22 protein-coding genes are annotated in these 23,621 nt (G+C 62.0%); 5 read left to right on the top strand and 17 right to left on the bottom strand.

Translation table 11 applies throughout. The annotated features are described in order from the left end of the window. Positions 1–23: 23 nt before the first annotated feature. From V6M50_RS05060 to V6M50_RS05050, 3 genes are all read right to left on the bottom strand, one after another. Positions 24–2,147: a TonB-dependent receptor gene (locus V6M50_RS05060; RefSeq protein ID WP_332817461.1), complete on the bottom strand. Its 2,124-nt coding sequence runs from the start codon at positions 2,145–2,147 to the stop codon at positions 24–26. 422 nt (positions 2,148–2,569) lie between these two features. After that, complete coding sequence (locus V6M50_RS05055; protein ID WP_332817460.1) at positions 2,570–3,802, bottom strand: dienelactone hydrolase family protein; 1,233 nt, start codon at positions 3,800–3,802, stop codon at positions 2,570–2,572. A 13-nt stretch (positions 3,803–3,815) separates the two neighbouring features. Continuing rightward, the gene (locus tag V6M50_RS05050) at positions 3,816–4,667 is read right to left on the bottom strand and encodes a VOC family protein (protein WP_332817459.1); all 852 of its coding nucleotides are present in this window, start codon (positions 4,665–4,667) and stop codon (positions 3,816–3,818) included. A gap of 301 nt (positions 4,668–4,968) precedes the next feature. Here V6M50_RS05050 and V6M50_RS05045 point away from each other — a divergent pair, with 301 nt between their 5' ends. The 4 genes from V6M50_RS05045 (at position 4,969) to V6M50_RS05030 (ending at position 10,421) form a co-directional block, all read left to right on the top strand. After that, complete coding sequence (locus V6M50_RS05045; RefSeq protein ID WP_332817458.1) at positions 4,969–7,263, top strand: TonB-dependent receptor; 2,295 nt, start codon at positions 4,969–4,971, stop codon at positions 7,261–7,263. Positions 7,264–7,280: 17 nt separating this feature from the next. Beyond that, a complete protein-coding gene (locus tag V6M50_RS05040; RefSeq protein WP_332817457.1) occupies positions 7,281–8,048 on the top strand; it encodes a class II aldolase/adducin family protein in 768 nt (255 codons plus the stop codon). Positions 8,049–8,057: 9 nt separating this feature from the next. Next, the gene (locus tag V6M50_RS05035; RefSeq protein ID WP_332817456.1) at positions 8,058–9,035 is read left to right on the top strand and encodes an NAD(P)-dependent oxidoreductase; all 978 of its coding nucleotides are present in this window, start codon (positions 8,058–8,060) and stop codon (positions 9,033–9,035) included. A 111-nt stretch (positions 9,036–9,146) separates the two neighbouring features. After that, positions 9,147–10,421 carry a styrene monooxygenase/indole monooxygenase family protein gene (locus tag V6M50_RS05030; RefSeq protein ID WP_332817455.1) on the top strand — a complete coding sequence of 425 codons (1,275 nt, stop codon included), beginning with the start codon at positions 9,147–9,149 and terminating at the stop codon, positions 10,419–10,421. A 21-nt stretch (positions 10,422–10,442) separates the two neighbouring features. Here V6M50_RS05030 and V6M50_RS05025 read toward each other — a convergent pair whose 3' ends face one another. The 14 genes from V6M50_RS05025 to V6M50_RS04960 form a co-directional block, all read right to left on the bottom strand. After that, positions 10,443–10,958, bottom strand: a complete 516-nt coding sequence (locus V6M50_RS05025; protein WP_332817454.1) for a flavin reductase family protein — start codon at positions 10,956–10,958, stop codon at positions 10,443–10,445. Positions 10,959–10,973: 15 nt separating this feature from the next. Further along, a complete protein-coding gene (locus V6M50_RS05020; RefSeq protein WP_332817453.1) occupies positions 10,974–11,699 on the bottom strand; it encodes an SDR family oxidoreductase in 726 nt (241 codons plus the stop codon). Further along, on the bottom strand, positions 11,696–12,730 hold the full coding sequence (gene dmpG / locus V6M50_RS05015) for a 4-hydroxy-2-oxovalerate aldolase (RefSeq protein ID WP_332817452.1): 1,035 nt from the start codon (positions 12,728–12,730) through the stop codon (positions 11,696–11,698). The genes V6M50_RS05020 and dmpG overlap by 4 nt, the downstream gene beginning before the upstream one ends. Then, the gene (locus V6M50_RS05010; protein ID WP_332817451.1) at positions 12,727–13,665 is read right to left on the bottom strand and encodes an acetaldehyde dehydrogenase (acetylating); all 939 of its coding nucleotides are present in this window, start codon (positions 13,663–13,665) and stop codon (positions 12,727–12,729) included. The genes dmpG and V6M50_RS05010 overlap by 4 nt, the downstream gene beginning before the upstream one ends. Then, positions 13,662–14,465, bottom strand: a complete 804-nt coding sequence (locus V6M50_RS05005; RefSeq protein ID WP_332817450.1) for a 2-keto-4-pentenoate hydratase — start codon at positions 14,463–14,465, stop codon at positions 13,662–13,664. Before V6M50_RS05005 ends, V6M50_RS05010 begins: the two co-directional genes overlap by 4 nt. Positions 14,466–14,544: 79 nt before the next feature. Further along, positions 14,545–15,591 carry a nitrilase-related carbon-nitrogen hydrolase gene (locus V6M50_RS05000; protein WP_332817449.1) on the bottom strand — a complete coding sequence of 349 codons (1,047 nt, stop codon included), beginning with the start codon at positions 15,589–15,591 and terminating at the stop codon, positions 14,545–14,547. A gap of 14 nt (positions 15,592–15,605) precedes the next feature. Then, positions 15,606–16,403 carry an SDR family oxidoreductase gene (locus V6M50_RS04995; protein ID WP_332817471.1) on the bottom strand — a complete coding sequence of 266 codons (798 nt, stop codon included), beginning with the start codon at positions 16,401–16,403 and terminating at the stop codon, positions 15,606–15,608. Between the two features lie 92 nt (positions 16,404–16,495). Then, a complete protein-coding gene (locus V6M50_RS04990; protein ID WP_332817448.1) occupies positions 16,496–17,248 on the bottom strand; it encodes an SDR family oxidoreductase in 753 nt (250 codons plus the stop codon). Then, entirely contained in the window at positions 17,245–17,745 is a 501-nt protein-coding gene (locus tag V6M50_RS04985) for an aromatic-ring-hydroxylating dioxygenase subunit beta (RefSeq protein WP_332817447.1), read from the bottom strand. The genes V6M50_RS04990 and V6M50_RS04985 overlap by 4 nt, the downstream gene beginning before the upstream one ends. After that, on the bottom strand, positions 17,742–19,034 hold the full coding sequence (locus V6M50_RS04980; RefSeq protein WP_332817446.1) for an aromatic ring-hydroxylating oxygenase subunit alpha: 1,293 nt from the start codon (positions 19,032–19,034) through the stop codon (positions 17,742–17,744). Before V6M50_RS04980 ends, V6M50_RS04985 begins: the two co-directional genes overlap by 4 nt. Then, positions 19,027–20,166, bottom strand: coding sequence for an amidase (locus V6M50_RS04975; protein ID WP_332817445.1), 1,140 nt, complete (start codon positions 20,164–20,166; stop codon positions 19,027–19,029). Before V6M50_RS04975 ends, V6M50_RS04980 begins: the two co-directional genes overlap by 8 nt. Beyond that, positions 20,163–20,678, bottom strand: a complete 516-nt coding sequence (locus V6M50_RS04970) for a nuclear transport factor 2 family protein (RefSeq protein WP_332817444.1) — start codon at positions 20,676–20,678, stop codon at positions 20,163–20,165. The genes V6M50_RS04975 and V6M50_RS04970 overlap by 4 nt, the downstream gene beginning before the upstream one ends. Further along, the gene (locus tag V6M50_RS04965; RefSeq protein ID WP_332817443.1) at positions 20,671–21,045 is read right to left on the bottom strand and encodes a hypothetical protein; all 375 of its coding nucleotides are present in this window, start codon (positions 21,043–21,045) and stop codon (positions 20,671–20,673) included. Before V6M50_RS04965 ends, V6M50_RS04970 begins: the two co-directional genes overlap by 8 nt. A 33-nt stretch (positions 21,046–21,078) precedes the next feature. Continuing rightward, positions 21,079–22,185 carry an acyl-CoA dehydrogenase family protein gene (locus tag V6M50_RS04960; RefSeq protein ID WP_332817442.1) on the bottom strand — a complete coding sequence of 369 codons (1,107 nt, stop codon included), beginning with the start codon at positions 22,183–22,185 and terminating at the stop codon, positions 21,079–21,081. Between the two features lie 158 nt (positions 22,186–22,343). Here V6M50_RS04960 and V6M50_RS04955 point away from each other — a divergent pair, with 158 nt between their 5' ends. Beyond that, positions 22,344–23,606, top strand: a complete 1,263-nt coding sequence (locus tag V6M50_RS04955; RefSeq protein WP_332817441.1) for an AraC family transcriptional regulator — start codon at positions 22,344–22,346, stop codon at positions 23,604–23,606. The last annotated feature ends 15 nt before the right edge of the window (positions 23,607–23,621 follow it).

Genomic DNA, 23,621 nt, shown 5'->3' with positions numbered 1-23,621 from the left:
CGATGCGCTCGGCGCACGCGGCGTCAGAATTTATAGCGCGCCGTAAAACCGATCTCTCGCGGCGCGCCCGGCGTGTTTCCGACGAAACCTACCGTGCCGACCGCGGCGACGCTCTGATCATATTTGCGGTCGAACAGATTTCGGACCCAAAGCTGGACACTGAACCTGTCGTCGGGCGACCATTCCTCGCTCATATTGACGACAAGAAAGGGCGGTTCCTTGTACAGATTGCCGGGGTCCGCATAATAGCCGTCATTATACGCCATGTTCGCGCTGGTTGTGAATGTGCCGATATCGGTGTCCAGCGTATGATTGGCATAAAGCGTGCCCGTATATTTCGGTGCGAAGAGGAGATAATTGCCTTTTGCATTCGGAACCGGAGTTGGCACCAATGGCCCGACGCCAAAGCCCTGGGGATAGGTATAGCCGGGCGCATTCACATAGTCGGTGAATTTGGCATCCAGCACTTCGCCGACCAACCCGATGACCAGGTCGGACGTCGGCTGATAGACCAGTTCGAAGTCGAGGCCCTTTATCCGTGCGGCGCCGGCATTGAGCGTACGCAGCGTACCGTTCACATAGATCTGCTGTTGGAGATTGGAGTAGTCGTACCAGAAGCCCGCAACGTTCAGGCGCAAACGACGGTCGAACAACTCGCTTTTTAGACCGACTTCATAAGCGTCGATATTTTCCGGGTCCAGCGGCGGGTTGGCCGCAGGCGAGTAGCCCGAGGCATTGTTGCTGTTGAAGCCGCCCGACTGGAAGCCGCGATTGAAAGACGCATAGACTTTTACGTGCTTCGTAAAATCATGGTCCAGCGCGATACGGAAAGTCGGTTTGCTGAACGTCGCCTTCTGGTGGCCGACCGTGGGAGGAAGAATGAACGGCGCGGGTGCCACCGGCCCCGATATCTGGCCATATCCCTCGATGGTCTTCTCGTCACGCGTATACCGAAAACCGCCCGTCAGATGGGTATCGTCGAAGATCGTTGCTGTGGCCTGCGCATATCCGGCGATCGAGGTCGTCGATGTCTTTGAATAGAGTTCATAGGTATCGCCAAGCGGGATGCCGAACGGAAGCGCGACCGTTGCAAAGGGCGAGCCGAACTGAAACGGAAAGGTGCGTCCGTCTTGTTTCAGGAAAAAGGCGCCAACGGTCCAGACCAGCGCGGAATCGCTGGGTGATGACAATTGCAGTTCCTGCGTGAACACGCGCTCTTTACTCTCCACCACCACCGGCAGGAAGGTTTCCGGCGCCCCGTCAAAGTCGACATTCGTGCTGTTGCGGTATCCCTGATAGGCCGTGATACTCATGAATTGAGCCCAATCGAAATCGCTGGTCAGCTTACCGCTGACCGTAAACGATCGGTTGGTGTGGAACGCGTTGGTATTCTGGTTTGTATCGTAGAATCCGGGAATCACCTGCTGGGTGTTGGTGACCTGGTTCCACAGGCCCACGCCCTTTGCCGGGCGGATCGCCCCGCCCGCATCGCCTTTGACCCGATCATAATTCGCGCCGAAACGGAATTGGGTCGTATCGGACAGGTTGAACAGCCATTTCGTGCGGATCGAATAGATGCTTCGCTTGAACGCATCCCTCCCGGTCGCCTGGCTCTTGCCAAAGCCGTCCATCTGGTCATCCGCCAGGAGCGCGATGCTGGCCGCCACGCCATCGGCGATCCCGCCGTTCAGATAGACCGAACCGACTGGGTGGTTATAGCTTCCATAACCGACGCTGATGTCGCCGCCAAATTCCTGTTCGGGGTCCTTGGTGTTGATCTGGACAACGCCGCCAGTCGAATTTCTGCCGAAAAGCGTGCCTTGCGGACCTTTGTCGACCTCAATGCTCGCAACGTTGTTGAATCCCTGCAGCGCAGCGGTGGCAAAAGGCATATAGACGCCGTCGACGAAGGTCGCGACTGCGGGAGACGCGCCGGTGCCGACCTGCTGCGATCCGACACCGCGCAAATAGTAGAGCTGGTTGGATGCCGACGAGCTGACCTGGAAACCCGGAACGGCGAGCGTCAGATCGTTCGTGTTGTTAAGGCCCATCTGCTTGAGCTGGTTGCCGCTTAGCGCCTGGATCGTAATCGGGACTCGTTGCGCCGATTCCTCGCGCTTTTGTGCCGTCACGATGATCTCTGTCATCGGTCCCGGCTTTTCGGCTTCATCGGGCGCGCTCTGGGCATGCGCCGAAAATCCGCCTCCCGCCGTCCAGGCAAGCGCAGTTATGGCCGCTGTTAGACGAAGTTTATAGCGCGTGCTTCTAGAGCGACTTTCCATTGCGTACCCCTTCCATGTCGCAAGTAATCCCGCGACTGGATGGCTCCCTGTTTATTGCGGCCCCGGGATCCTCAAGATCTCCGTGACCTTCGGGGATCGCCATTCCGATCGTGATGGTTGGAACACGCCCGAGTACGATCGACTACAATGCCGCTGCAAGCGATGTACGGTGACCGCAAGCATCCCGAGAATGTCGTGTCGCCCGAAAATCCGCCGCGGCGAGGCCTAGCTATCGGCCCCGCACGCGTCACAGCGCTCGCGCCGGCAGCCCGTATGAAACGAAGGTCTCAACCCGCCGGTATCCAGCTTGTCATCAGTCCGTTGGACGGGAGGCCATGAGGGTCAATGACCTTTCTCGCCTGCTCCGCTCCGGTGACCGGATATCGCGCCGGGTCGAGGATGCCTGCCTGTACCAGGAGCGACGCGCTGTCATAATAAAGATGTTCGTGCCGCAGCTTGGGTCCCCGGAAAGTCACGACGCCGCAAACCGCGATGGTGAGTTTTCGTCCGGTCGGCTGGATGCCGGGCAGGACATAATCCATCAAACGGTCGTGCGTGAAGGAAATCAGCATTTCGTCGACGATCCGGTTCACTCCCACTGTACGCGAGATAGAGGTGGCGGAATAATCCTCGGGATGTACATCGACGAAATAATTTTTGTAGAAATGCCGTAATTCCTCGCGACCCGTGCCTCCCGTCATCGCCGGGACATGGTTGACATAGGGCACATCGACCATCGTTTCGATCGTCTGATCGGCGTCGCGCAGCCCGAATTCGAAATAGGCATGACGTTCCCACATCGCGACCAGATCATAGTGCGGCCCCATCAAGGGACGAAGCAGCTCCAGCGCATGGGTCAGTGCATGCTCGCTCGCCAAGCGGTCATGCTCTTCGCGGAAGGGGTTGAAGAAAGCATGCCCGGCCCCGGCGTAGGAATAGATCTTGACGAGCGGGTCGCCATTAAAACGCTCGGTGATCTGCTCCGCGACCTCTGGCGGGCACATGGGATCTGCGCCCCCGAGATGAATCTGCGTCGGGCATCGGGGCCTGATCGCGCCAACCGGATAATCCAGTACGGCCACGGGATAGAATGCCACGACCGCGTCGGGTGCCAGTTCCGTGCCCGCGCGCAGCGCAAGCGTTCCGCCGAGGCAAAACCCAACAATCGCCGCCTGTCCGTCGCATTCCGGCCGAGCGCGTAGATCGGCGAGCGCGGCACCGATATCACGCATCGCCATATCCCGATCGAGATCCTGATAGAAGGCATAGGCGCGAGCGCTGTCCTCTGCGTCGTAGCCAAGCTCGACACCGGGTTGCATGCGCCAGAAGAGATCGGGCACGAGTACGCAATACCCCTCTTCGGCAAACAGCCTGGCCGCGGCGCGCATCGCCTCGTTTACGCCGAATATTTCCTGGAGAAGGAGAATCCCCGGCCCCCTTCCCTCTTCGGGCACCGTCAGAAAGCCGCCCAAGGCCGCGCCGTCGTGCGATGCGATGGAGACCCGTTCTTCTCTGATCATTTTCCGCTCCACCTCAGGCCGCCCGCTCGTGTCCCCAGATGCTGATATGATCATATTCGGCAACGTCCCATTCGCCGTGAATTTCGCGTCCTCCCCAGCCATATTCGACATCGAAGCCTGCCGGCGTCTGGACATAGAAAGACAGCATCTGATCGTTGGGGTGGCGGCCAATCCCGCCTGTCGTATACCCCTGTTCGACACAGCGCCGATGGCCGAGCAGCACTTCGTCGACCTGCTCCACTTCCACCATGATGTGATTCAGGCGCTTTCCGCCGGGGAGCGCCGCAATCGCAAGGCTGTGATGTCGGGCGTTGCAATGCATGAAGGCGATGCGAAGCGACGCGGGCCCCATCGGCACGGTGATGAAATCACTGAGCGCGAATCCCAGCTTTTCATAGAATTGGATTCCGCGGTCAAGATCGACGATTGTCAGCACGATATGGCCAAGCCCTTGGTCGCCCGTGCAGAAGCCTTGTGTCAAATCCGAGTGAAACTGCGCGGCAGCCGCTTCGTGGCCGACCACCAGTTCGATGCGCAGGCCGTCGGGATCGCAGAGGCGAAATCCCGCTTCGATCTGGCGCTCCGCCCGCTCCGCCTCTTCGAGGTCGGTACAGATAATACCGGCAGCCACCAGCGTGTCGCGCCGGCTCGCGAGTTCGGCAAGATCCTCGCATTCGAATCCGGCATAACGGATATCATCCTCGCTCCCCGGATGAAGCGCGAACCGCCAGGCGCGGTCATCGATGCGCAACCGGCGCAGATCGCCACGGTCATCGGCCATCATACCCAGCGCGCCGATGCCGAACCGGGACCAGGCATCAACGTCAGACAGTCCCAATCCGCAATATGCCAGTCGCAATGCCATCTGTAAAACTCCATAACCTTTTTTATAGCGGCCGATGAGACGCTTAAAGTTGTCGTCCAGCTATCTCTTCCGCGCAGCAGCTTTGCCCCGCGTGCAGCATCCGGCACGTTTCGCGAAACGCGGACCCGGCGGCGTCGGGCTCCCGGCACCGAAAACGGCCCGGCCCCGCGTCGCCCCCTGCAAAGACCGCGGAAAATGTCGATAATTTGGCAGGCACAGCCAAAGATTTGCAGGAATCGCGTAGCCGCTGTTCGTCACTCTGCCAGCATGAGCGGATAACAACGATGGGGAAAACAGGGACATGCGATATCATTCGACACACCCGTTAGGCGCACTCGCGCTGTGTCTGGCCTGGAGTCAGGCAGCCACGGCACAGGAAGCGGAAACCGGCACGCAGGGCGGTCTCGAAGAGATTGTCGTCACGGCGCAAAAACGTGAGGAAAATTTGCAGAAAGTCCCGCTCGCGGTCTCCGCGGTTACGGCCAGCACATTTGATCGCTATGCATCGAGCGACATCTCCGATCTCAGCGGATCGATCCCCAACGTCATCATCGGTGAACCCACCCCCGGCGGCTCCTCGATCATTTCCTTCGCTATCCGGGGCATTCAATATGCGGAGAATGAGAAAACCATCGAACCGCCCATTGGCGTCGTCATCGACGGCATCTTCTCGGGCACAGCCCAGGGCGGCCTGCTCCAGACCTTTGACCTCGAGCGGGTCGAAGTGCTGCGCGGTCCCCAGGGAACTTTGTTCGGGAAGAATACGACGGGCGGAGCGATCAATGCCATCCGCACCCGCCCCACCGGCCAGTTCGGCGCCCGGATCGCCGGGACGCTCGGGACCTTCGATCGCCGCGAATTACGCGCGGTGGTGAATTTCCCGATCGTCGAGGATGTGCTAGCGGGCAAGGCGGCCTTTTTCTATGAACATGTGGACGGGTTTCGCAATGTCGTCTTTCCTGGCCGCCGCGATGGCGACCGGCGTTATTGGAGTGCGTCTGGAACGCTGCTCTTCACCCCAAGCACCTCTTTCGAGGCGCTGCTGACCTACGATCATGTCAAGGATCGGAGTGAATCGACGCCGGTTCTGGCAATTTATCAGGCCGGACCGACGACTCTGCCCACAACCCCGGCGGTCGTCGTTCAGGGCGAAACGCCGTGCCGCGTCTTCGGCTTTTGCCCGCCGCTCGATACGAAGGGCAGCCGCATTAACGGTTCTGGCATCGCGCATAACGACCTCGACGCTATCACGCTGAATGCCCGCCTCGACGTGTCGGACGACATCAAGCTGGTATCCGTAACGGGGTGGCGGAAATCACAGGAGAATATCGTCACCGATTTCGATGCAACCGAATTGCTGATCTTCCAGACGCAGCGTCCAGAGGATAATTTCCAGCAATTCAGCCAGGAACTCCGGCTCGAGGGGACCATCGGCGACCGGGTGAATTTCGTTGCCGGCGGCTTCTATTATCGCGGCCATTATGACTCGCGGCTCTCGCGCATCCAGGACCTTGGTTATATCCGCGGCGTTCCGGGCCTCATTGGCGTTTACAGCCAGTTCTTTCCCAGCGCGCCCATCACCGGCATGACGAATATCGATCACGTCGCCAAATCCTATGCCGCGTTTGCGCAACTCGACGTCGAATTCATCGATGATCTGACCCTGACGCTCGGCGGCCGTTATACGCACGACCGAAAGAATATTCTCTACGAACTGCTCAACCCCGACGGGTCCGTCGTGGGTCCGGCGCAGGGCGCGCTAGTGCCCCAGTCGATACAGACGAGCGCGAGCTGGTCAAAATTCACACCGCGTGTCGCGCTGAAATATCAGTTCTCGCCCGACACGCTGGCCTATGCGTCCTTCACCCGGGGCTATAACGCTGGCGGTTACAGCGGCCGGGCGCCCGATATTTCCACAGTGGGTCCCTACAATCCCGAAACGGTCGACTCCTATGAAATCGGGCTCAAGACCGAGTTGCTCGATCGGACATTGCGCCTGAATGTCGCGGCCTTCCGGAATGATTATAACGACAAGCAGGAAGAGGTCAGCCGCGCGACGACCGTGCCGCCCTATTTCGGCACGACGATCACCAACGCCTCCGCTGCCCGAATCCAGGGCATCGAGATCGAGGCCACGGCGGTCCCGACCTCAGGCCTGACGGCCACGGCGTCTTTCGGATATCTGGACGCCAAATATCGCAATTTCGTCGGCAACATCTCCGGCCTAGGCGTCACCGATAACTCCGCCCTCAAATTGCGCCGCGCACCGCAGTTCACGGTAACGACGAGCGCGGACTACAGCTTTGCCGCCGCCGGCGGCGAAGTCAGCGTCGGGGCAAGATACCGGTTGATCGACGAGACCGAATTGCTCGTGACCAACGATCCGGCGGGCCATGTCGAAGCGGGCGGCTTCCTTGACACGTCGCTCGGCTATGAACGCGAGACCAGCGGTGTCACCTGGTCAGTCAAACTCTATGGCCGCAATCTCACCAACACGATCCGCAAGAGCATCGCCACACGTATCGGAGGCTTCATCAACTTCATCGCGGTCAACCGGGGCCGCGAAGGAGGCGTCGAACTGACGCTCAAATTCTGACAACGGGAGAGGCGGTCATGCGTCAGGTAGATACTTCCGAAGCGGTCGGCACCGCGGTCATTTCGGCCGCGGAACGACAAGCCCGCATGGAATTGGCCGCCTGCTACCGGGTCGTCGCCCACTATGGTCTTCAGGACCGGATATATACCCATATTTCGGTGCGGGTACCGGACGAGGATAACGCATTTCTAGTCAATCCTTTTGGCGTGATGCACGATGAAATTACCGCGTCATGCCTCGTCAAGGTCGACGTGGAGGGCAATATCCTCGCCGACGCCACCGGCTTCGGCATCAACCCGGCTGCTTTCGTGATCCATGGGGCAATCCATGCTGCGCGGCACGACGTCCATTGCGTGCTCCATACGCATACGCCCGCGGGCATCGCCGTTTCGGCGCAGGCGCAGGGGCTGCTACCAATGAGCCTGCAGGCGGCAGCGCTGATCGGAGATCTGGCCTATCATGATTTCGAGGGGATCTCCGTTCATCTGAACGAGCAGGAGCGCCTGATCGCAGATCTGGGCGCACGGCATGTGATGATCCTTAACAATCACGGCTTGCTGACGGCCGGCCGGTCGACCGGTGAAGCGCTGAGCCTGATGCTGACCCTCGAGTTGGCTTGCCGGGCACAGATTCATGCCCTTTCCGCCGGATCGACCTTGCGACTGGTTTCGGCCGAGGCGATCCGATCGACGCAGGAGACGGTGGCCTCCGGTGTCATCGGAGAGCGCGAATGGACGGCGATGCTGCGCCTTGCCGAGCGTATTGCGCCGAATTTCAGGGATTGAGGCGCCAGCATGAAGGCCATTGTCGCCGGATCGCCCGGAAGCGAAATATTGCTCGATCCAATCGCTACAGCGCTGTCGGCGGAGGGGTGGAGCATCAGCCGATTCTACGGCGAAAGTCTGGACTGCATCGCGCCGACGTGCTGGACCGACGTTGAAATATTGGTGTGTTACGGCCTCCCGTGCGGGCCACCGCAACTCCAGAGAGCGCCCATGTTGCTCGGCATCGTATCGCCGACGATCGGCTATGAGTGGATCGACGAAGCCGCAGCCAGCTCGCGCGGCATCCTGGTCGTGAACGGCGCCGTGCCGGAAAACCAGGAAAGCATGGCAGAGGCCGCCATCCTCCTCCTGCTCGCGGCGCTTTATGACTTGCCCGGCGCGCAAGCCGAACTGCGCGCGCAAGGCCGGCGGCGCACGCCGCCCCGCATGTTGAAGGGCAAGACCGTCGGCCTTCTGGGATATGGCAATATCGCAAAAGCGATGATTACAAGGCTGCAGGGATGGGGCGCCGATCTGATTGTCCATCGCCGGGGCGATACCGGTACAGACGAACGGGTGCATTTCGTTTCTCTCGCCGCCCTGCTGGAGCGGAGCGACGCCCTGATCCTGCTCGCCAGTTTGAACGAGGACAGCCGAGGCATCATCGATGCTGCGGCGCTGGACCGGATGAAAAAGGGCGCGGTCCTGGTCAATATCGCGCGCGGGGGAATCGTCGACGAGGCGGCCCTCGCCGGACGCCTCGCCGACGGTCGGCTATCCATGGCGGCACTCGACGTTTTCGAGACGGAGCCGCTGCCAAACGGCAGCCCGCTTCGCGCCCTTTCCAACGCGATCCTGACCCCGCACGCCATTGGTCATACGGTTGAGAGCTTCGCCGCGATTCCGGCAGCCGCGATAGATAACGCCCTCGCGCTGAGCCGGTGGGAGATGCCCGCCTCGGCGCGCAACAGGCATATCGAGAAGGCGTGGCTCGGTCGTCGCGGCTGATCACAAGCGCCGCCCAATTTGGCACTCAGCGCACAACTCTGACGCCCGTTGTCTAGAGTTTCCATGGGGGAGCGTGAGATAGGTTGCCAATCAACGGAAAAAGGATGTCCCATGCGACGGATCTCGATTATCGGCTCGGGCCAGGCCGGCCTGATATTGGCTCACGCCCTGATCCGACGCGATTACGACGTGACACTCTACTCCGACAAGACGGCCGACGAATGGCTGCATCAATCACGCCCGACCGGGACGGCCTATCTCTTCGACGAGAGCCTGCAGATCGAGCGCGATATCGGCATCGATCACTGGTCGAACACGATGCACAAAGGCCAGGGCATGCATGTGGAGATGCCCCTGCCCGACGGCAATCTGATGTCGCTCGTCGCGCGAACGCCGCGACCGGGCGGCGCGGTCGATCAGCGCATGAAATTTCACCGATGGATGAACGATCTGGAGGATCTGGGCGGACGGATCGTGATCGAGGCGGTCGACATCGCAGCCGCCGAGCGGATTGCCGCGCAGTCCGATTTGACCGTGCTCGCCGTCGGCAAGGGCGAGCTGGGCCGCGTCGTCCCGCGCGACGCCGCCCGCAGCCTGTATGAGCAGCCTGCAAGGCGGCTGGCGATGGGTATCGTGACGCATGTGACGGGCTGGGAAAGCCGCTCGGGGATGACCGGCGTGAAATATTCCAAGCTCCCCTCGGGCGAGATTTTCTGGGTTCCCTTTACCCACAAAACGGCGGGGCCATCCTGGTCGTTCATCGTCGAGGCGATCCCCGGCGGCCCCCTCGACCGTTTCGGAAACCTGGCATCGGGACCGGAGGTCGTCGAGACGCTGCGCGCCCTGGTGCGCGAACATGCCCCGTGGGACGAGGAGAATGTCGGCGCCATGCGCTACGTCGAGGGCGACGACCTCGGATGGCTGGTCGGTGCCTTTCCGCCGACGGTGCGCGCCGGCTACGGCCGCCTGCCCTCGGGTGCGCTGGTCGTACCCGTGGGCGACAGTGCCATCACCTTCGATCCGATCGGCGGACATGGCGGCAACAACGCCAGCCATCACGCACGCCATCTCGCCGACGAAATCATCGCTCGCAACATCATGCCGTTCGACGCGGCATGGGCGGCGGATATGTGGGAACGATATTGGGAAAGCCGCGGGCGCCACGCCTACCGCTTCAACAACATGTTCCTGGAAAGCGACACGCCGGGCCTCGCCGCCTTGCTTCAGGCTGCGGCAGGCGACCCGCGCATCGCCGACGGCATCCTCGGAGGAAATGTGATGACGCCGCGCAATTTCTTCCCATGGATCGAGAGCGGCGAGGATGCGCAAGCGATGATCGCCCAAGTCAAAGATCAGCAGCAGAGCGCGACACGGGGTGGTCGATAGGCCAGACCCGCGATTGGTCTCCTACGAAATGACCGACGAAGAAGCCGCGAACTGCCCGTAGCCGCCCTTGAAAAAGAGGAGCGGCGGGCGCGGATGCTCGACGTCGAGCGAGCGGACTTGGCCGAGGGCGACAAAATGATCGCCCGCATCATGCACCGAGTGAAGATCGCATTCGATCCACGCGACGACGTCGTCGAGAATAGGCAGGCCGCTTTGTGACAGTCGGTAGGCAGCGCCTTCGAAGCGGTCCGCGACCGGGGCGGTGAACCGCCGGCATAGATGCTCCTGATGCTCGGCCAGAACGTTGACGCAAAAGCGTCCGGCTGCGGCGATTTTCTGCCAACTCAGCGAGCGCCGATCGGGAAAAAAGGCAACGAGCGGCGGATCCAGCGAAGCCGATGTAAAGGAACCAACGACCAGACCGAGGGGACGGCCGTCTTCGCCGATCGCGGTGATGAGGCACACCCCCGTCGGATAATGACCCAACACCCGGCGGAACATGGCGGGGTCTGTGTTGTTATCGGCGCTTGTTTTCATGACAGGCTTCCATGCTCAGGCCGTGCTGCCGCCATTGGCGACGATCAGCTGGCCCGTAATCCAGCGCGCCGGTTCGCTGGCCAAAAAGGCAACGACGTCGGCGATATCTTGCGGCTCGCCCAATCGGCCGAAGCTCGTCTGCAACCGCGCGGCCTCCAGTTGTTCGGCCGTCGCCCAATCCAGAATGTCCGTGCGCGTGACGCCTGGAAGGACGGCGTTTACGGTGATTCCACGGGTGCCTGCCTCCTTCGACAGCGAACGAGTAAATTGCTCGATCGCCGCCTTCGACCCCGCATAGGCGGCGGCCAACGGCGCCCAGTTTCGCGTCAGCCCGGTCGAGAGATTGACGATCCTGCCGTCATCGCGAAGTCGGCGCATGCCGTTCTGCATCGCGAAATAGGTACCGCGGGTGATACCGAACAGCCGGTCATAAGCGTCCGCCCCGATCGCATCGAAGGACCCGAGTTCCGCGATGCCGGCATTGTTCACCAACACATCGAGTCCGCCGAAACGGGCCGTGACGGCGTCGAAAAGGCGGCGGTTGGCGTCAAGATCGGCGATGTCGGCGCGGAAAGACGTAGCGGTTCCACCGCCTCGTCCGATTTCTTCCACCAGCGTGGCTGCAGCCGCTTCGTCCTGCACATAATTGACCGCGACATGAAATCCGTCGGCCGCCAGGCGAAGCGCGATCGCCCGGCCGATGCCGCGCGACGCCCCCGTAACGAGCGCAACGCGGGTCAATTCGCGTCCTTTTGGTTCGCGAGATCGAGCGCGACGTCGACGATCATGTCTTCCTGACCGCCGACCATCTTGCGTCGGCCGAGTTCGATCAAAATGGTGCGCGTATCGAGGCCGTAGTCGGTCGCGGCTTTTTCCGCATGTCGCAAAAATGAGGAATAAACGCCCGCATAACCGAGGCTCAGAGTTTCGCGATCGACCCGGACCGGGCGATCCTGCAGCGGCCGAACCAAGTCCTCCGCCGCATCCATCAACGCGAAAAGATCGCAGCCATGGTCCCATCCCATCGCATCGGCCGTAGCCACGAACACCTCCAGCGGCGCATTTCCCGCCCCCGCCCCCATGCCGGCAAGACTGGCATCGACCCGGATCGCGCCGTTCTGAACCGCGACAATCGAATTCGCGACGCCGAGGCTGAGATTGTGATGCGCATGGACGCCGCGCTGCGTTTCGGGCTTCAGAACCTTATCATAGGCCTGCAACCGTGCAGCATATTGGTCCATGTTCATCGCGCCGCCGCTGTCGGTCACATAGACGCAATGCGCCCCATAGCTTTCCATCAATTGGGCCTGCTGGGCGAGCGGTTCGGGTTCGGCCATATGGCTCATCATCAGGAAGCCCGATACGTCCATGCCGAGGCCGCGCGCCGCTTCGATATGCTGTTTTGCAACATCGGCTTCGGTGCAATGGGTCGCAATGCGTACCGACCGCACGCCCATTTCATAGGCGTGCTTCAGATCGTGGACCGTACCAATGCCGGGCAGCAGCAGCGTCGTCAGTATGCTGTGCTCAAGCACTTCGGCGACCGCGCCGATCCAGTCCCAATCGGTGTGGGCGCCAAAGCCATAATTGAAGCTGGACCCACGAAGGCCATCGCCATGGGCGACCTCGATCGCGTCCACCTTGGCCGCGTCGAGCGCCCGGGCGATCGCCCGGACATGGTCGAGACCATATTGGTGCCGGATGGCGTGCATGCCGTCGCGAAGGGTTACATCCTGAATATAAAGCTTGGTCGCTGCCGGATCGAACGTCATGCTGCGACCCCCTGCTCCATTCGTTGCGCGATACGCTCCGCGGTACGAAGCGCGGCGGACGTCATGATATCGAGATTGCCCGCATAGGCCGGCAGATAGTGCGCCGCGCCTTCGACCTCGAGAAAGACCGTGACCTTCAAGCCTGTGAAACTTCCGTCCAACTCCGGAATGCGCAGGGGGGCGTTGCCGCCGATACTTTCGAACTGCACCGCCTGCTTCAGCCGGTAACCCGGGACATAGGATTGAACTTCAGCAACCATCGCATCGACCGACCGCGCGATCGCCTCGCGATCCGCGTCGTCGCACAGGCAATAGACCGTATCGCGCATGATGAGCGGTGGCTCGGCGGGATTGAGAATGATGATGGCCTTGCCATGCGCGGCGCCGCCGACCTCGACAATCGCGCGGCTGGTCGTCTCCGTAAATTCGTCGATATTGGCGCGCGTGCCGGGACCAGCCGATTTCGAGGCAATCGACGCCACGATCTCTCCGTAGTGAACCTTTGAAACGCGGTTGATCGCAGCGACGATCGGGATGGTTGCCTGCCCGCCACATGTCACCATGTTTACATTCGGGGCGTCGAGGTGCGCCTCGCCGTTGACGGGCGGTATGGTGTAGGGTCCGATCGCGGCGGGCGTCAGGTCGATGACCCGTTTGCCATGCGCCAGCATCAGTTCGCTGTGCCGCGCGTGCGCGCCCGCCGATGTCGCGTCGAATATGATCTCGATATCCGCAAATTCCGGCATCGCGACGAGACCCTCAATTCCGGCTGCCGTTATCGATACGCCCATCCGTTCGGCGCGCTTCAGTCCGTCGCTGTCGGGGTCGATGCCCACGAACGCGCCCATCTCCAGAGTTTTGGAGAGGCGCATGATCTTTATCATGAGATCGGTACCGATATTGCCCGATCCGATAATCGCCACCTTGACCGTCATGACTCCTCGTCCCCGAAGGTGAATCCAACGCTGCCAAGACCGCCGATCGTTCCTCGAACGACGTCGCCCGGCGTCAGCGACACCATCGGAGCGATTGCCCCGGTCAGCACCACGTCACCGGCCTTCAGCCCGTCGCCCAATCCTGCCAGCGTACGGGCGAGCCATGCCGCCGCATGGAGCGGCCCCCCGAGACAGGCTGCTCCGACGCCGGTCGAGCGAATCTCGCCGTTGAACTCCAGCACGCCGCCGCACGACCAAAGGTCCAGCCCCGACAAGCTACGCGGCTCGCGCCCCAGGACGAAAAAGGCCGAAGATCCATTGTCCGCGACCGTGTCGGCGAAGCGTATCTTCCAATCCGCGATCCGGCTGTCGACGATTTCAAGCGCCGGGATCGCATAGGCCACCGCCCGCGCGACATCGTTTGCCGCCGCACGCGGATCGTCTATGTCGCGCTCCAGCACCAGCGCCACCTCGACTTCCGCTTTGGATTGAAGGGTCCGGGAGGGGCTGAGAAAGCCGCCGTCGGGCACGTCCATATCGGCGAACAGAATGCCGTAATCGGGCTGGTCGACGCCAAGCTGCTGCTGAACGCTTTTGGCGGTCAGGCCGACTTTCCGGCCGACGATCCGCCTTCCCTGGCCAACCCAATGCCGGGTGTTGAGGTCCTGAATGGCATAGGCACCGGCGGCATCGACCGCATCGAGCGTATCCACCAAGGGAGCGATGGGACCTCCGCGATAAGCAGCCCGCAATTGTTCGGCGATAGAATCAAAATTTCCGGTCACGATCTTCTCCAGCAAGGAGGTCATCCATGATCCGCACCCACTAAAGCGGCTATCTCAGGAGTGCAGCCGCTGAAAGGGCGGCGCAATCGATCGATCAGATATCTTTCCATATGCCGCGTGCGCGCATCAAATCGATCTGGCGCCGGGTGACCTGCTCCGCATAGTCATGATGGTTGAACGGCGCGCGGTCAGCGTAGAGGTTCTTCGGATAGATCGGCTGCTCATAAGCGATCTGGTAAAGCTCTGTTCGCAAATCCTTGACCCAGTTCGTCCAGGGCGAGGACAGGCGGTGATGGCGCAGCGCCGCGATGTCGACGATAGCCGACACCGTCGTGGCGACGCCTCCGTGGGGCACCTGACCGATAACGGATCCGCGATGATCGACCATCATCGAGCGTCCGCCGAAGGCATCGATCGGCATCGGGGCGGTCACCGCCGGATAATAAGCGGCGCAGTTCGGCGCGAGCACATACATATTGTTGTCGAGCGCGCGCGCACGGTTCTGGATTTCACCCATGCCGCTTGTCGTGCCGGCATGCGGGAAGGCGCTGCGATACGCAATTTCGCAGCCGTTGAGGGCCAGCGCACGGGCATTTTCAGGGTAGGAGGCCTCATTCGCCATCATGATGCCGATCCGCCCGATCGGCGTGTCGACGACCGGCCAGAAGGCATCCAGCGAGCGACCATAGCGTTCGATCCACCAGTCGAATATGTCGTGCGGCGTCATCGAATGTTCGATCGGATAGAGCGGCGTCAGCTTGTGATGCTGCAGGATGATGGCGCCATCGGGATCAATCACGAATCCGATATTGAAATAGCGATCGGGGATTTCGGGATGCCGGGCCTTGGCTTGCGCGATCACATAGACACCGAACCGCCGCGCCCAGCTTGCGATGCGGTCGGTTTCCGGGCCGGGAATATCGATCGCGACATCGCGGGCATAATCACGGTGATCGAGATCTTCGGCTTCGTCGCTGAACCCTTGCAGCGCGCCCTCCGGGATCGCGACCAGCCGCACCGGCATGTCGAGCCCGGCCATCTGGCAACCGAAGGCGAACAAATCCTCGAGCGGATCGAGATTGGTGGAAATTTCTTCCCGCGCATGAACGCCGCGGACCACAGGTATCAGACCAACGGCCATATAGGGGGCAATGGTCATCGTGCCGGTATCGCTTCCATCAATGCAGCGAAGGCGGACGCCCGCCCTTCAGGCCCCATCGCGCGGTAGCCGCCATCGACAGGCAGGTCCGCGCCGCTGATGAACCGGGCGTGGTCGGAGCACAGGAAGAGGACGGCCTCAGCCACCTCGCTACGGTCGCCGGCCCGCCCCGGAAAATGAAAGGGCGCCGCGACCCGATCGACAGCCTCGCGCGTCAGGCCGAGCTTTTCCATGCCCGCCGACCAAGTCCACCCCGGCGACACGCTGTTGACCCGGATGCCGTCGTGCGAAAGATCGAGCGCCATGCTGCGGGTGGCCTGCGCCAGCGCCGCCTTGCTTGCCGGATAGGTCCAGCGCCCTGCCTGAGCCACGCCGGCGCTGATGCTGCCGATGTTGACCACCGCGCCCTTCGTGGCGGCAAGGTGCGGCCGGGCGGCGAGCACGAGCATCGCCGGACCGATGACATTTACGTCGAAACTTCGGGTCCAGCACGACCTGTCGCTCGCAGCGCCTTCATCCTGATAGAGGGCGGCGGCATTGACGACGAAATCGATCCGGCCGAACCGGTCGATGGCGGCATCGACGCACATCCGGATATCGTCATCGGACGACAGGTCGGTCGCGACCGCATGGGCAGGCTCGCCAAGCTCTGCAGCGATCGCCATCGCCGCATCGCGGTCGATATCGGCGATCACCACAGCCGCGCCATGGGCCGCGAAAACCTTCGCGATCTGGGCGCCAATGCTCGCCCCGGCGCCCGACACGATGATTGTCTTGTCCGCTATTCCCTGCATCATTCCGCCTCGCTGCTAAGCCATCATCGCAACCCCGCCGGTCATTTCAATGCACAGGGCGCAGTGCCTTGACCGGGTGCGCAAACCTCGCTTCACCGCATCAAGGTGCCGCCATTCAGATCCCAGGTCGCGCCGGTGACATAGCCCATGCGGCGCGACGCAAGCAGCGCCACCGCATCGGCGATTTCCTGCGCCTCGCCCAATCGGCGAACGGGCATCGACGCTTCCAATGCGGCGAGTTTTTCCGCCGGGACCCCCGCCCGCACGGTCGGCAGGTCGATGGGACCGGGCGACACGGCATTGACCGTCACCCCGGTTCCCGAAAATTCCCGCGCGAAATATTTGGTCAGGCCGATCAAACCGGCTTTCGATGCCGCATAGTGTCCGCCGGTCACCGTGCCTCCCATCTGGCCCGCTTGCGAGGCGATGTTGACGATACGCCCATATCCTTTGCCGCGCAGATGCGCGCCGATCACCTGCGAGGCATAAAATGGTCCGCGCAGATTAACCGCCATCACCGCATCGAATTCATCGCCGCCGATTTCCATCGCCGGGGTTGTAAAGGCGAGCGCCGCATTGTTGACGAGCACGTCGATGCCCTTCCAATCCGCCGCTGCAGCCAAAGCGTCGACAAAGCCCTGCTTGTCCCGCACATCGAGAAGGAGGGGCCGCGCAGTCGCGCCCGAGGGATCGAGCTCAGCGGCGATATCCACGGCGGCGTCGATCGCGACGTCCGCCACCAAAATACGCATCCCATCGCGATGCAAGGCTCGCGCGATCGCAGCGCCGAGCCCGCGCGCCGCGCCGGTAACCAGCGCGACATCGGCGTGTCCTGCCGCGTTCACGGTAGAAAGCTCATCTCGGCAAGGGGCTCGTCGGAATTGATCAACAAAACATGTTTTTCGGCGATCTTCAGCCCATCGCCGTCGCGCCTCAGTCGGTGCCTGACATCGGCCGCGATCAGGGTCTGCACCTGGCGCTTGAAACTGATGATCAAGAGCGACGAGGCGACGATCAGCGTTTTCGTATCGGAATCCAGCAAGCGGACGCGACCGACGGTGCGGACCGTGCGCATGATCGGCGTGGCCGAGGGCGCATGGCCGCTCAGCAGCCGCACGACCCGCTGTTCGCGCATCGACGCATCGTCATAGATATGATTGAGTCGGTCCGCATAATCGTCCGTGTCCCGATCGATCGGCAGGATATAGTGACCGCTCGCGTCCCATAATTGCAGCCATTCCTCATAGGCGAGCCGGTCGAGCAGATCGGCCTCATGGTCGATGAAGGCGCGCGCCAGGGCGAGCTCGTCGAGCCGGTTTGGGTCAAAGGGAGAAAATGTCACTGGACCATCATCCTCTTCCACATCGCATATCCTTCGCGCATCCCCGTCTCGTCGGTGACATGCGCCTGCAAATGACCTTCGCCGTCCCGCGCCTCGCGATTGAGGCCGCGATTGAGCATGATCCACACATCGTCGCGCCGCGCGCCGGCGCCGATCTGCACACGTTCCCACGCTGCCATGTCGTCGGGGCTGCCAAAGCCGCCGGCCCCCTGGAATTTTTCATGGATGCGCAGACGTGCGCGGTTCGCCTCTTCCGGCCCGCCGTCCATCACCAGCGCCATGTGGCGGATTTCGGTCCGGTCGACCGCCAGCGGCTTCAGTTCGCGCAGGAAGGCCGCCGAGAGGCCGATGTTCGGAAACAGGTTAAGGTTGAAGCCAACACCGTTGATCGCGCGAATGATCCATCGGACCCGCTCGGGCGGATAATCCCTCGACAATTGGGCGGCGAGTTCCTCGAACTGTGGCGGTATCGGTTTATCGTCATCCTGCGAGAGATCGACCTGGTCGGGAAAGAAAACCGCAACGCTGTGTCCATTGCCGAGCGCGCGAACGAACGGCCCCTCCTCGCGCATGAAGGCGGTGAAGCCCTTCGCCATTTCCTGCGGCAACGAGTCGACGAACGTGCGATGCACGAAGGGGAAGTGATATCCGTCGGTCGTGTTTTCGAGCTGGATCTTCCAGTTGCCGGTGAAGCGGAATTTGTGGGCGCCCGCGACCTTGACCGGAAAGCCGCCCCCCTGGCGCAAGAACAGATCGATCCAGGGTTTCGCATCGCCCAGGAAATCCTCGAGCGGTTCGATGTCTTCGTTCATCGACGCGAAGACCAGCCCGCAGTACAGCCCGACCTTCAGCGAGACGAGCGGATAATTCTTCTTGTCCAATATGCCTTTGTAGCCCTCCTCGAAAGGCACGCCGATCAAGCGGCCGTCGAGGCCATAGCTCCACGCATGGTAGGGACAGGTGAAGGCGCGGGCGTTGCCCTGGTTGCGGTCGCAAACGGTGGCGCCGCGATGTCGGCAGCGATTGAGAAGAACATGCACCGCGCCGTCCTTGCCGCGCGTAACGATTACTGGCGTGCGGCCGACATGCGTGGTCTTGAAGTCCCCCGCATTGGGAATTTCGCTTTCGTGCGCGACCCATATCCATGTGCGGTGGTAGATGCGTTCGATCTCCAGATCGAAAATCCCGGGATCGGTATAGAGATCCGAATGAAAGCGCTCTCCGTCGAACATGTCTTCCAGCGGCCTGGCGTTGGGCACCGACGCCTGCTCCAGCGAGGTATCAAGCATAATTTGTCTCTCCTTCGGAGCGGGCCGACGCAATCGCCCGTTCCAGATGCGTGCCAACGGCACATAACAAGGCGTCGCGTCCCCGCCGGGCAACGAGCTGAAGCCCCGCGGGCAGGCCCTCGGCCGCGCGGACCGGCAGGCTCAGCGCCGGATGGCCCGAAAGGTTGAAAGGACGGACAAGTGCCGTCAACGACACCGCCGACAGGTCCGCTCCAGCGCCCTCTAGGCGCGGCGGGAAGGTAGGAAGTGTTGGTAGTGCGAGCACATCGAACCGGTCGAGCAACGCATCGATCTCGGCCTGGAAACGGGTGCGGACCAGCTCCGCCGCCTCCACCTGCCCGTCCGTGGTGCGTGCGGCCGCCGTCAGGCGCTCGGCAACGTCTTCGCCGATCAGGCCCGACGGAAGCAAATGGCCAAAGGCCATGAAGGTCTCGCGGTTGATGATGGCCAGTCCGGCATCGAACGCCGCCGCCATGCCCGGCGCCCCTGCCAACGCGACCTCTAACCCCGAAAGCGCAAGCGCGGCATCGATGGCGCCATCGATCGCGGGATCTGCCGTCACGGCAAGCCGGCCGACACGCCAATCGGCTGGGCCTTCGGAAACGAAATCGGGAGCCAGGGCCTTCATCGCAAATTCTATGTCGGCCATTTTACGGGCAAAGGGGCCGATACAATCCAGTGACGTTTCGGCGGGCGAGGCCCCTGTTCGGTCCAACAAGCCAAAGCTCGGCTTGATGCCGATGATACCGCAACAAGTCGCGGGAACGCGGATAGACCCGCCGGTATCGGTTCCAAGCGCGATATCGGCCTCGCCGGCCGCCACGGCAACCGCCGACCCACTCGAGGAGCCACCGGGAATATAGTCTGGATACGCGGGGTTGATCGGCGTTCCACTCCCGTTGTTGATCCCGGTCACGCCGAAGGCCAGCTCGTGCAGCACCACCTTGCCGACGATGCGACATCCGGCATCGAGCAGGCGATCGACGACGACCGCATGGGCGGGGGCACGCGGTGCGTCCGCGAGTGCCGCCGAGCCGCAGCGGGTGGGGACGCCGGCAATGTCGATGACGTCCTTGATCGCAACGCGGAGCCCATCGCCGCCGATATCCAGCCGTTCGACGAAAGTCGTCATGCCTTCAGACCTTCCAGCAGCGACGCCGTCTGCGCCGCCCCGGCATCGAAGCGCAGCAGGCTTTCAGTCTGGAAATGGGCGATCCGCCATATGCCGGCATCCCGGCGGCAATGCATGGTAATGCGGGCCGCGCGCAGTTCGCCCTCACCCGATCGGCGCGCCGCGACCTGAAACATCACCCAGTTTCCGGTCGCCGCATCGTCTTCATCGTCTTCCACCACGATCGCTTCGGAGGTCAGAAAATGAACATTCAAAGCATATTTGGGCGGGTCGCGAAGCGAATCGAACCAGGCGAGTAACTTGTCCCGCCCCTCGACCCGCGCGAATTCTCCGCTCGCCTTCGGCCCCACGCCCTCCCAGACAAGATCAGCGGTGAACAAATCTTCGAAACCCGGTCCGGGCGCCGCCGTCGGCGGCTCGTCGCACAAGGCCATGTAGCGGGCCGCGAGGCGCCGGACGGCCGCTTCGGCCTCCAGGCCAGCAAGTCGGAGGGCATGCGCTGCGTCAGGCACTGGCGCCTTCCTCGGGGAACACCGGCCGGCCGATTCGGGTATCGATGCGCGCGTAGCGCCACAGCAGGCCGTCCCCCACCGGCGTGGTGCGCAGCTGGTCGCAAACCTTCACCACCGTGTCGAGATCGGGGACGTCTGCCATGATATAGGAGGTGAACGGCCATCCGGCCGAAGACTGGCCGACCTGCACCCGGTCATCGTCGAGCGTGCCGAGCACGGTGATACCGAAGCGTTGCTCCAGGTTGCCGAACGCGGTCTTGAAAGCGGTAAAGACTTCGGGAATCCGATCGACCGGAAGATCGAAAAAGCTCTGGCTGATCCCGATGCAGAACAGGACGCGGATAGGCGGATTGGAAGGCGTGGACATGCAATATCTCCATGTTGGGCAAAATCGGGAAAATCAGGGAAAACCTGGTGCGGGCTGCATTCCGAGCAGGACCCGGCCGGCGCTTTCGAAATGCCCGTCGCCCAGGAAGGCGTGCTGATTGACCACCAGCGCATCGCGCAGGAAACGCTGCATCGGATTGTCGAGGAAAATCGCCGTGGTTCCGGCGAGCGAGAAACAGGTTTCGGTGACGTCGACCGCAGCTCGCGAGGCGTGATTGGCGGCGAGACGGAGCATCGCGCGGGCTTCGATATCGACCTGATCCCCTGCCGCGACGCGGCTCCAGGCGAGATCGACCTGATCATAAAGGAACGCGCGCGCCGCCTGAAGCTGAACCTCGGCTTTTGCGATTCCCGTCTGGGCGTAGACACGATCTCCCAAACGCGGCGCCCCGGTGATCGACATCTTGCCCGCCGCTAGCTCGCAGATCGCATTGAGCGACGCGCGCGCGGCGCCCAGCCCTACAACCGCGAAAGATAGTGCCGCGAGCGACATCGCCGGGAAGTGACAAATGGGTTCGTCGAGCAAGACCGGCCCGCCGCGGATGAACGACCAATCCTCGTCCACGACAACATCTTTCACGACGAGGTCGTGACTGCCCGTGCCGTTGAGGCCAACGACCTCCCAGTTTTCGACGATCTCGACCTTCTCCGCCGGCAGGACGATAAGCCGCGGCGGCGGCGGTCCCTTGCCGTCGTCACCGGGAATGACGATCCCGACGGAGATCCAGTCGGCTCCGGTCGACCCGCTGCCGAATTTCCAGCGGCCGTTGACGCGGAGGCGTCCGTTCACCCGCTCCGCCGGCTGAAGGGGGAAAAGACCGCCCGCTCCGACAACGTCGGGCCCATTCGCATAGATTTCCTTGAGGCGGTGAGCAGGCAGCGCGCCGAAATAATTGGCGCCCTGCGGCGCAAAACTCGCGACCCATCCGACCGAGGCATCGGCCTCGGAAATGCGCTCGATCAGGCGGAATACATCGCCCAGGGGGGCGCCGTCTCCGCCGAGGCTCTTGGGCACCGCGGCGCGATAGATGCCGGCATCGCGCAGCCCCTGCACGAGGTCGCGCGGCACCCGTCGCTGCGCCTCGATATCGCCGCGCCGTTCGCGAATGATGCCGAGCAATGTATCAAGCTCAACTCGCGGTCCGGGCTGAATCCTGTCTGTTCTTTTCACTGCGCTATAACCCTTGGCTTTTTGCGAAATCTGGATGCGCGGCGCATTGTCGCAGGCGCTGCAGGAAAGCTTTTAGGTCAGGCTGAAAGAAGGCCACTACCCGCCCCGTGCAAGGGCTGTCCGGTGAGTGCCAGCATCGCCAATGGCGTGCGGCGACCTTTCCGGAACCGAGATGTTCCGGCAAACCCTGCCAAGCCGCAGAATGTTGCATTTTGGCTTCAATCGCGCGATTCTCGTCGCAAGAGCAGGATTCAACTGCGGCCTGCGTCAAATCGGTGCGGCCCGGGAGAATGGCTTTCCCGCCGCCCGCGTCATCATGCAAAAAAAGCGACGCACCGGGGAACGCCGTCCGAAACAAACTGGGATCACTGCAAATGCAAATGCAAGCTCAAGACAATATTGCGCTTCTCCAAGGTCGCACGACGTTCGAGACGTCGGACCTGGCCGAGGGCATGCACTATGTAAGCGAGACGAGCCGGCACATGCTTTGCCCGACCCGCAAAACCTCCCCCGTGACGCTCCGGCACTGGGGCCTGTCGCTCGATCATGTGCAGCTCGATCTGGTCGAACTGACCTGCGGACAGGAGTTTCGCACCGAAAAGACCGGCGAGGCCTCCCATTATTATTTCCAGCTTCCCATCAGCGGAGTTTGCGAAATCGAAATCGGGACTTTCAAAGGTTATGCCGAGCCGGGCCAGGCCTTCGCGCTCAACTCGGGCGAGGATGCGCGGAAAAAGTGGATCGGCGGTTGCCGGCAATTGATGATTCGCGTCGACCGGCAGGCGCTGACCCAAGTGCTTTCCTCGGAACTCGAGCGCGACTGCCGCGCCCCGATCCGGTTCGAAAACCGGGTCCAGGACAGCCGCGCCGGCCTGGCCCTTCGCTCGCTCGTCCTTTCCATCTGGCAGGACGTCAGCCTTCTGGATCAAGTCGAGCAGTGGCGGCTGGCGCAATCGCTTGAACGCAGCCTGCTCATGGCGTGCCTGGGCTATCTGACGCACAATTACAGCGCAGAGCTGCTTGCTCCGAAGTCGGCGGTGGCGCCTTATTATGTGCGGCGCGCCGAAGATTATATCCGCTCCAACCTGCGCGAACCGATCGGGATCGAGGATCTGGTCGCCGTCTCGGGCGTGAGTTCCCGATCGCTCTATTATGGTTTCCGGCGATGGCGCGGAACGACCCCCATGAGCTTTCTTCGCAATCTGCGCCTCACCGTTGCCCATGACGAACTGCGAAACGCCCAGAGCCATGGCGAGCGGGTGACGCATATCGCGATGAACATCGGCTACGATCATCTCAGCCGCTTCTCGCGGGACTATAAGCAGCGGTTCGGCGAAAGCCCGTCCGCAACGATGCGGCGGGCGCACTGATGCCGGCACTGACAG

The sequence above is a fragment of the Sphingopyxis sp. genome (assembly GCF_036675685.1).
In the GTDB taxonomy this organism is placed as follows: domain Bacteria; phylum Pseudomonadota; class Alphaproteobacteria; order Sphingomonadales; family Sphingomonadaceae; genus Sphingopyxis.
The sequence above is the reverse complement of the archived record's forward strand: the minus strand, read 5'-3'. Positions and strand labels throughout refer to the sequence as shown.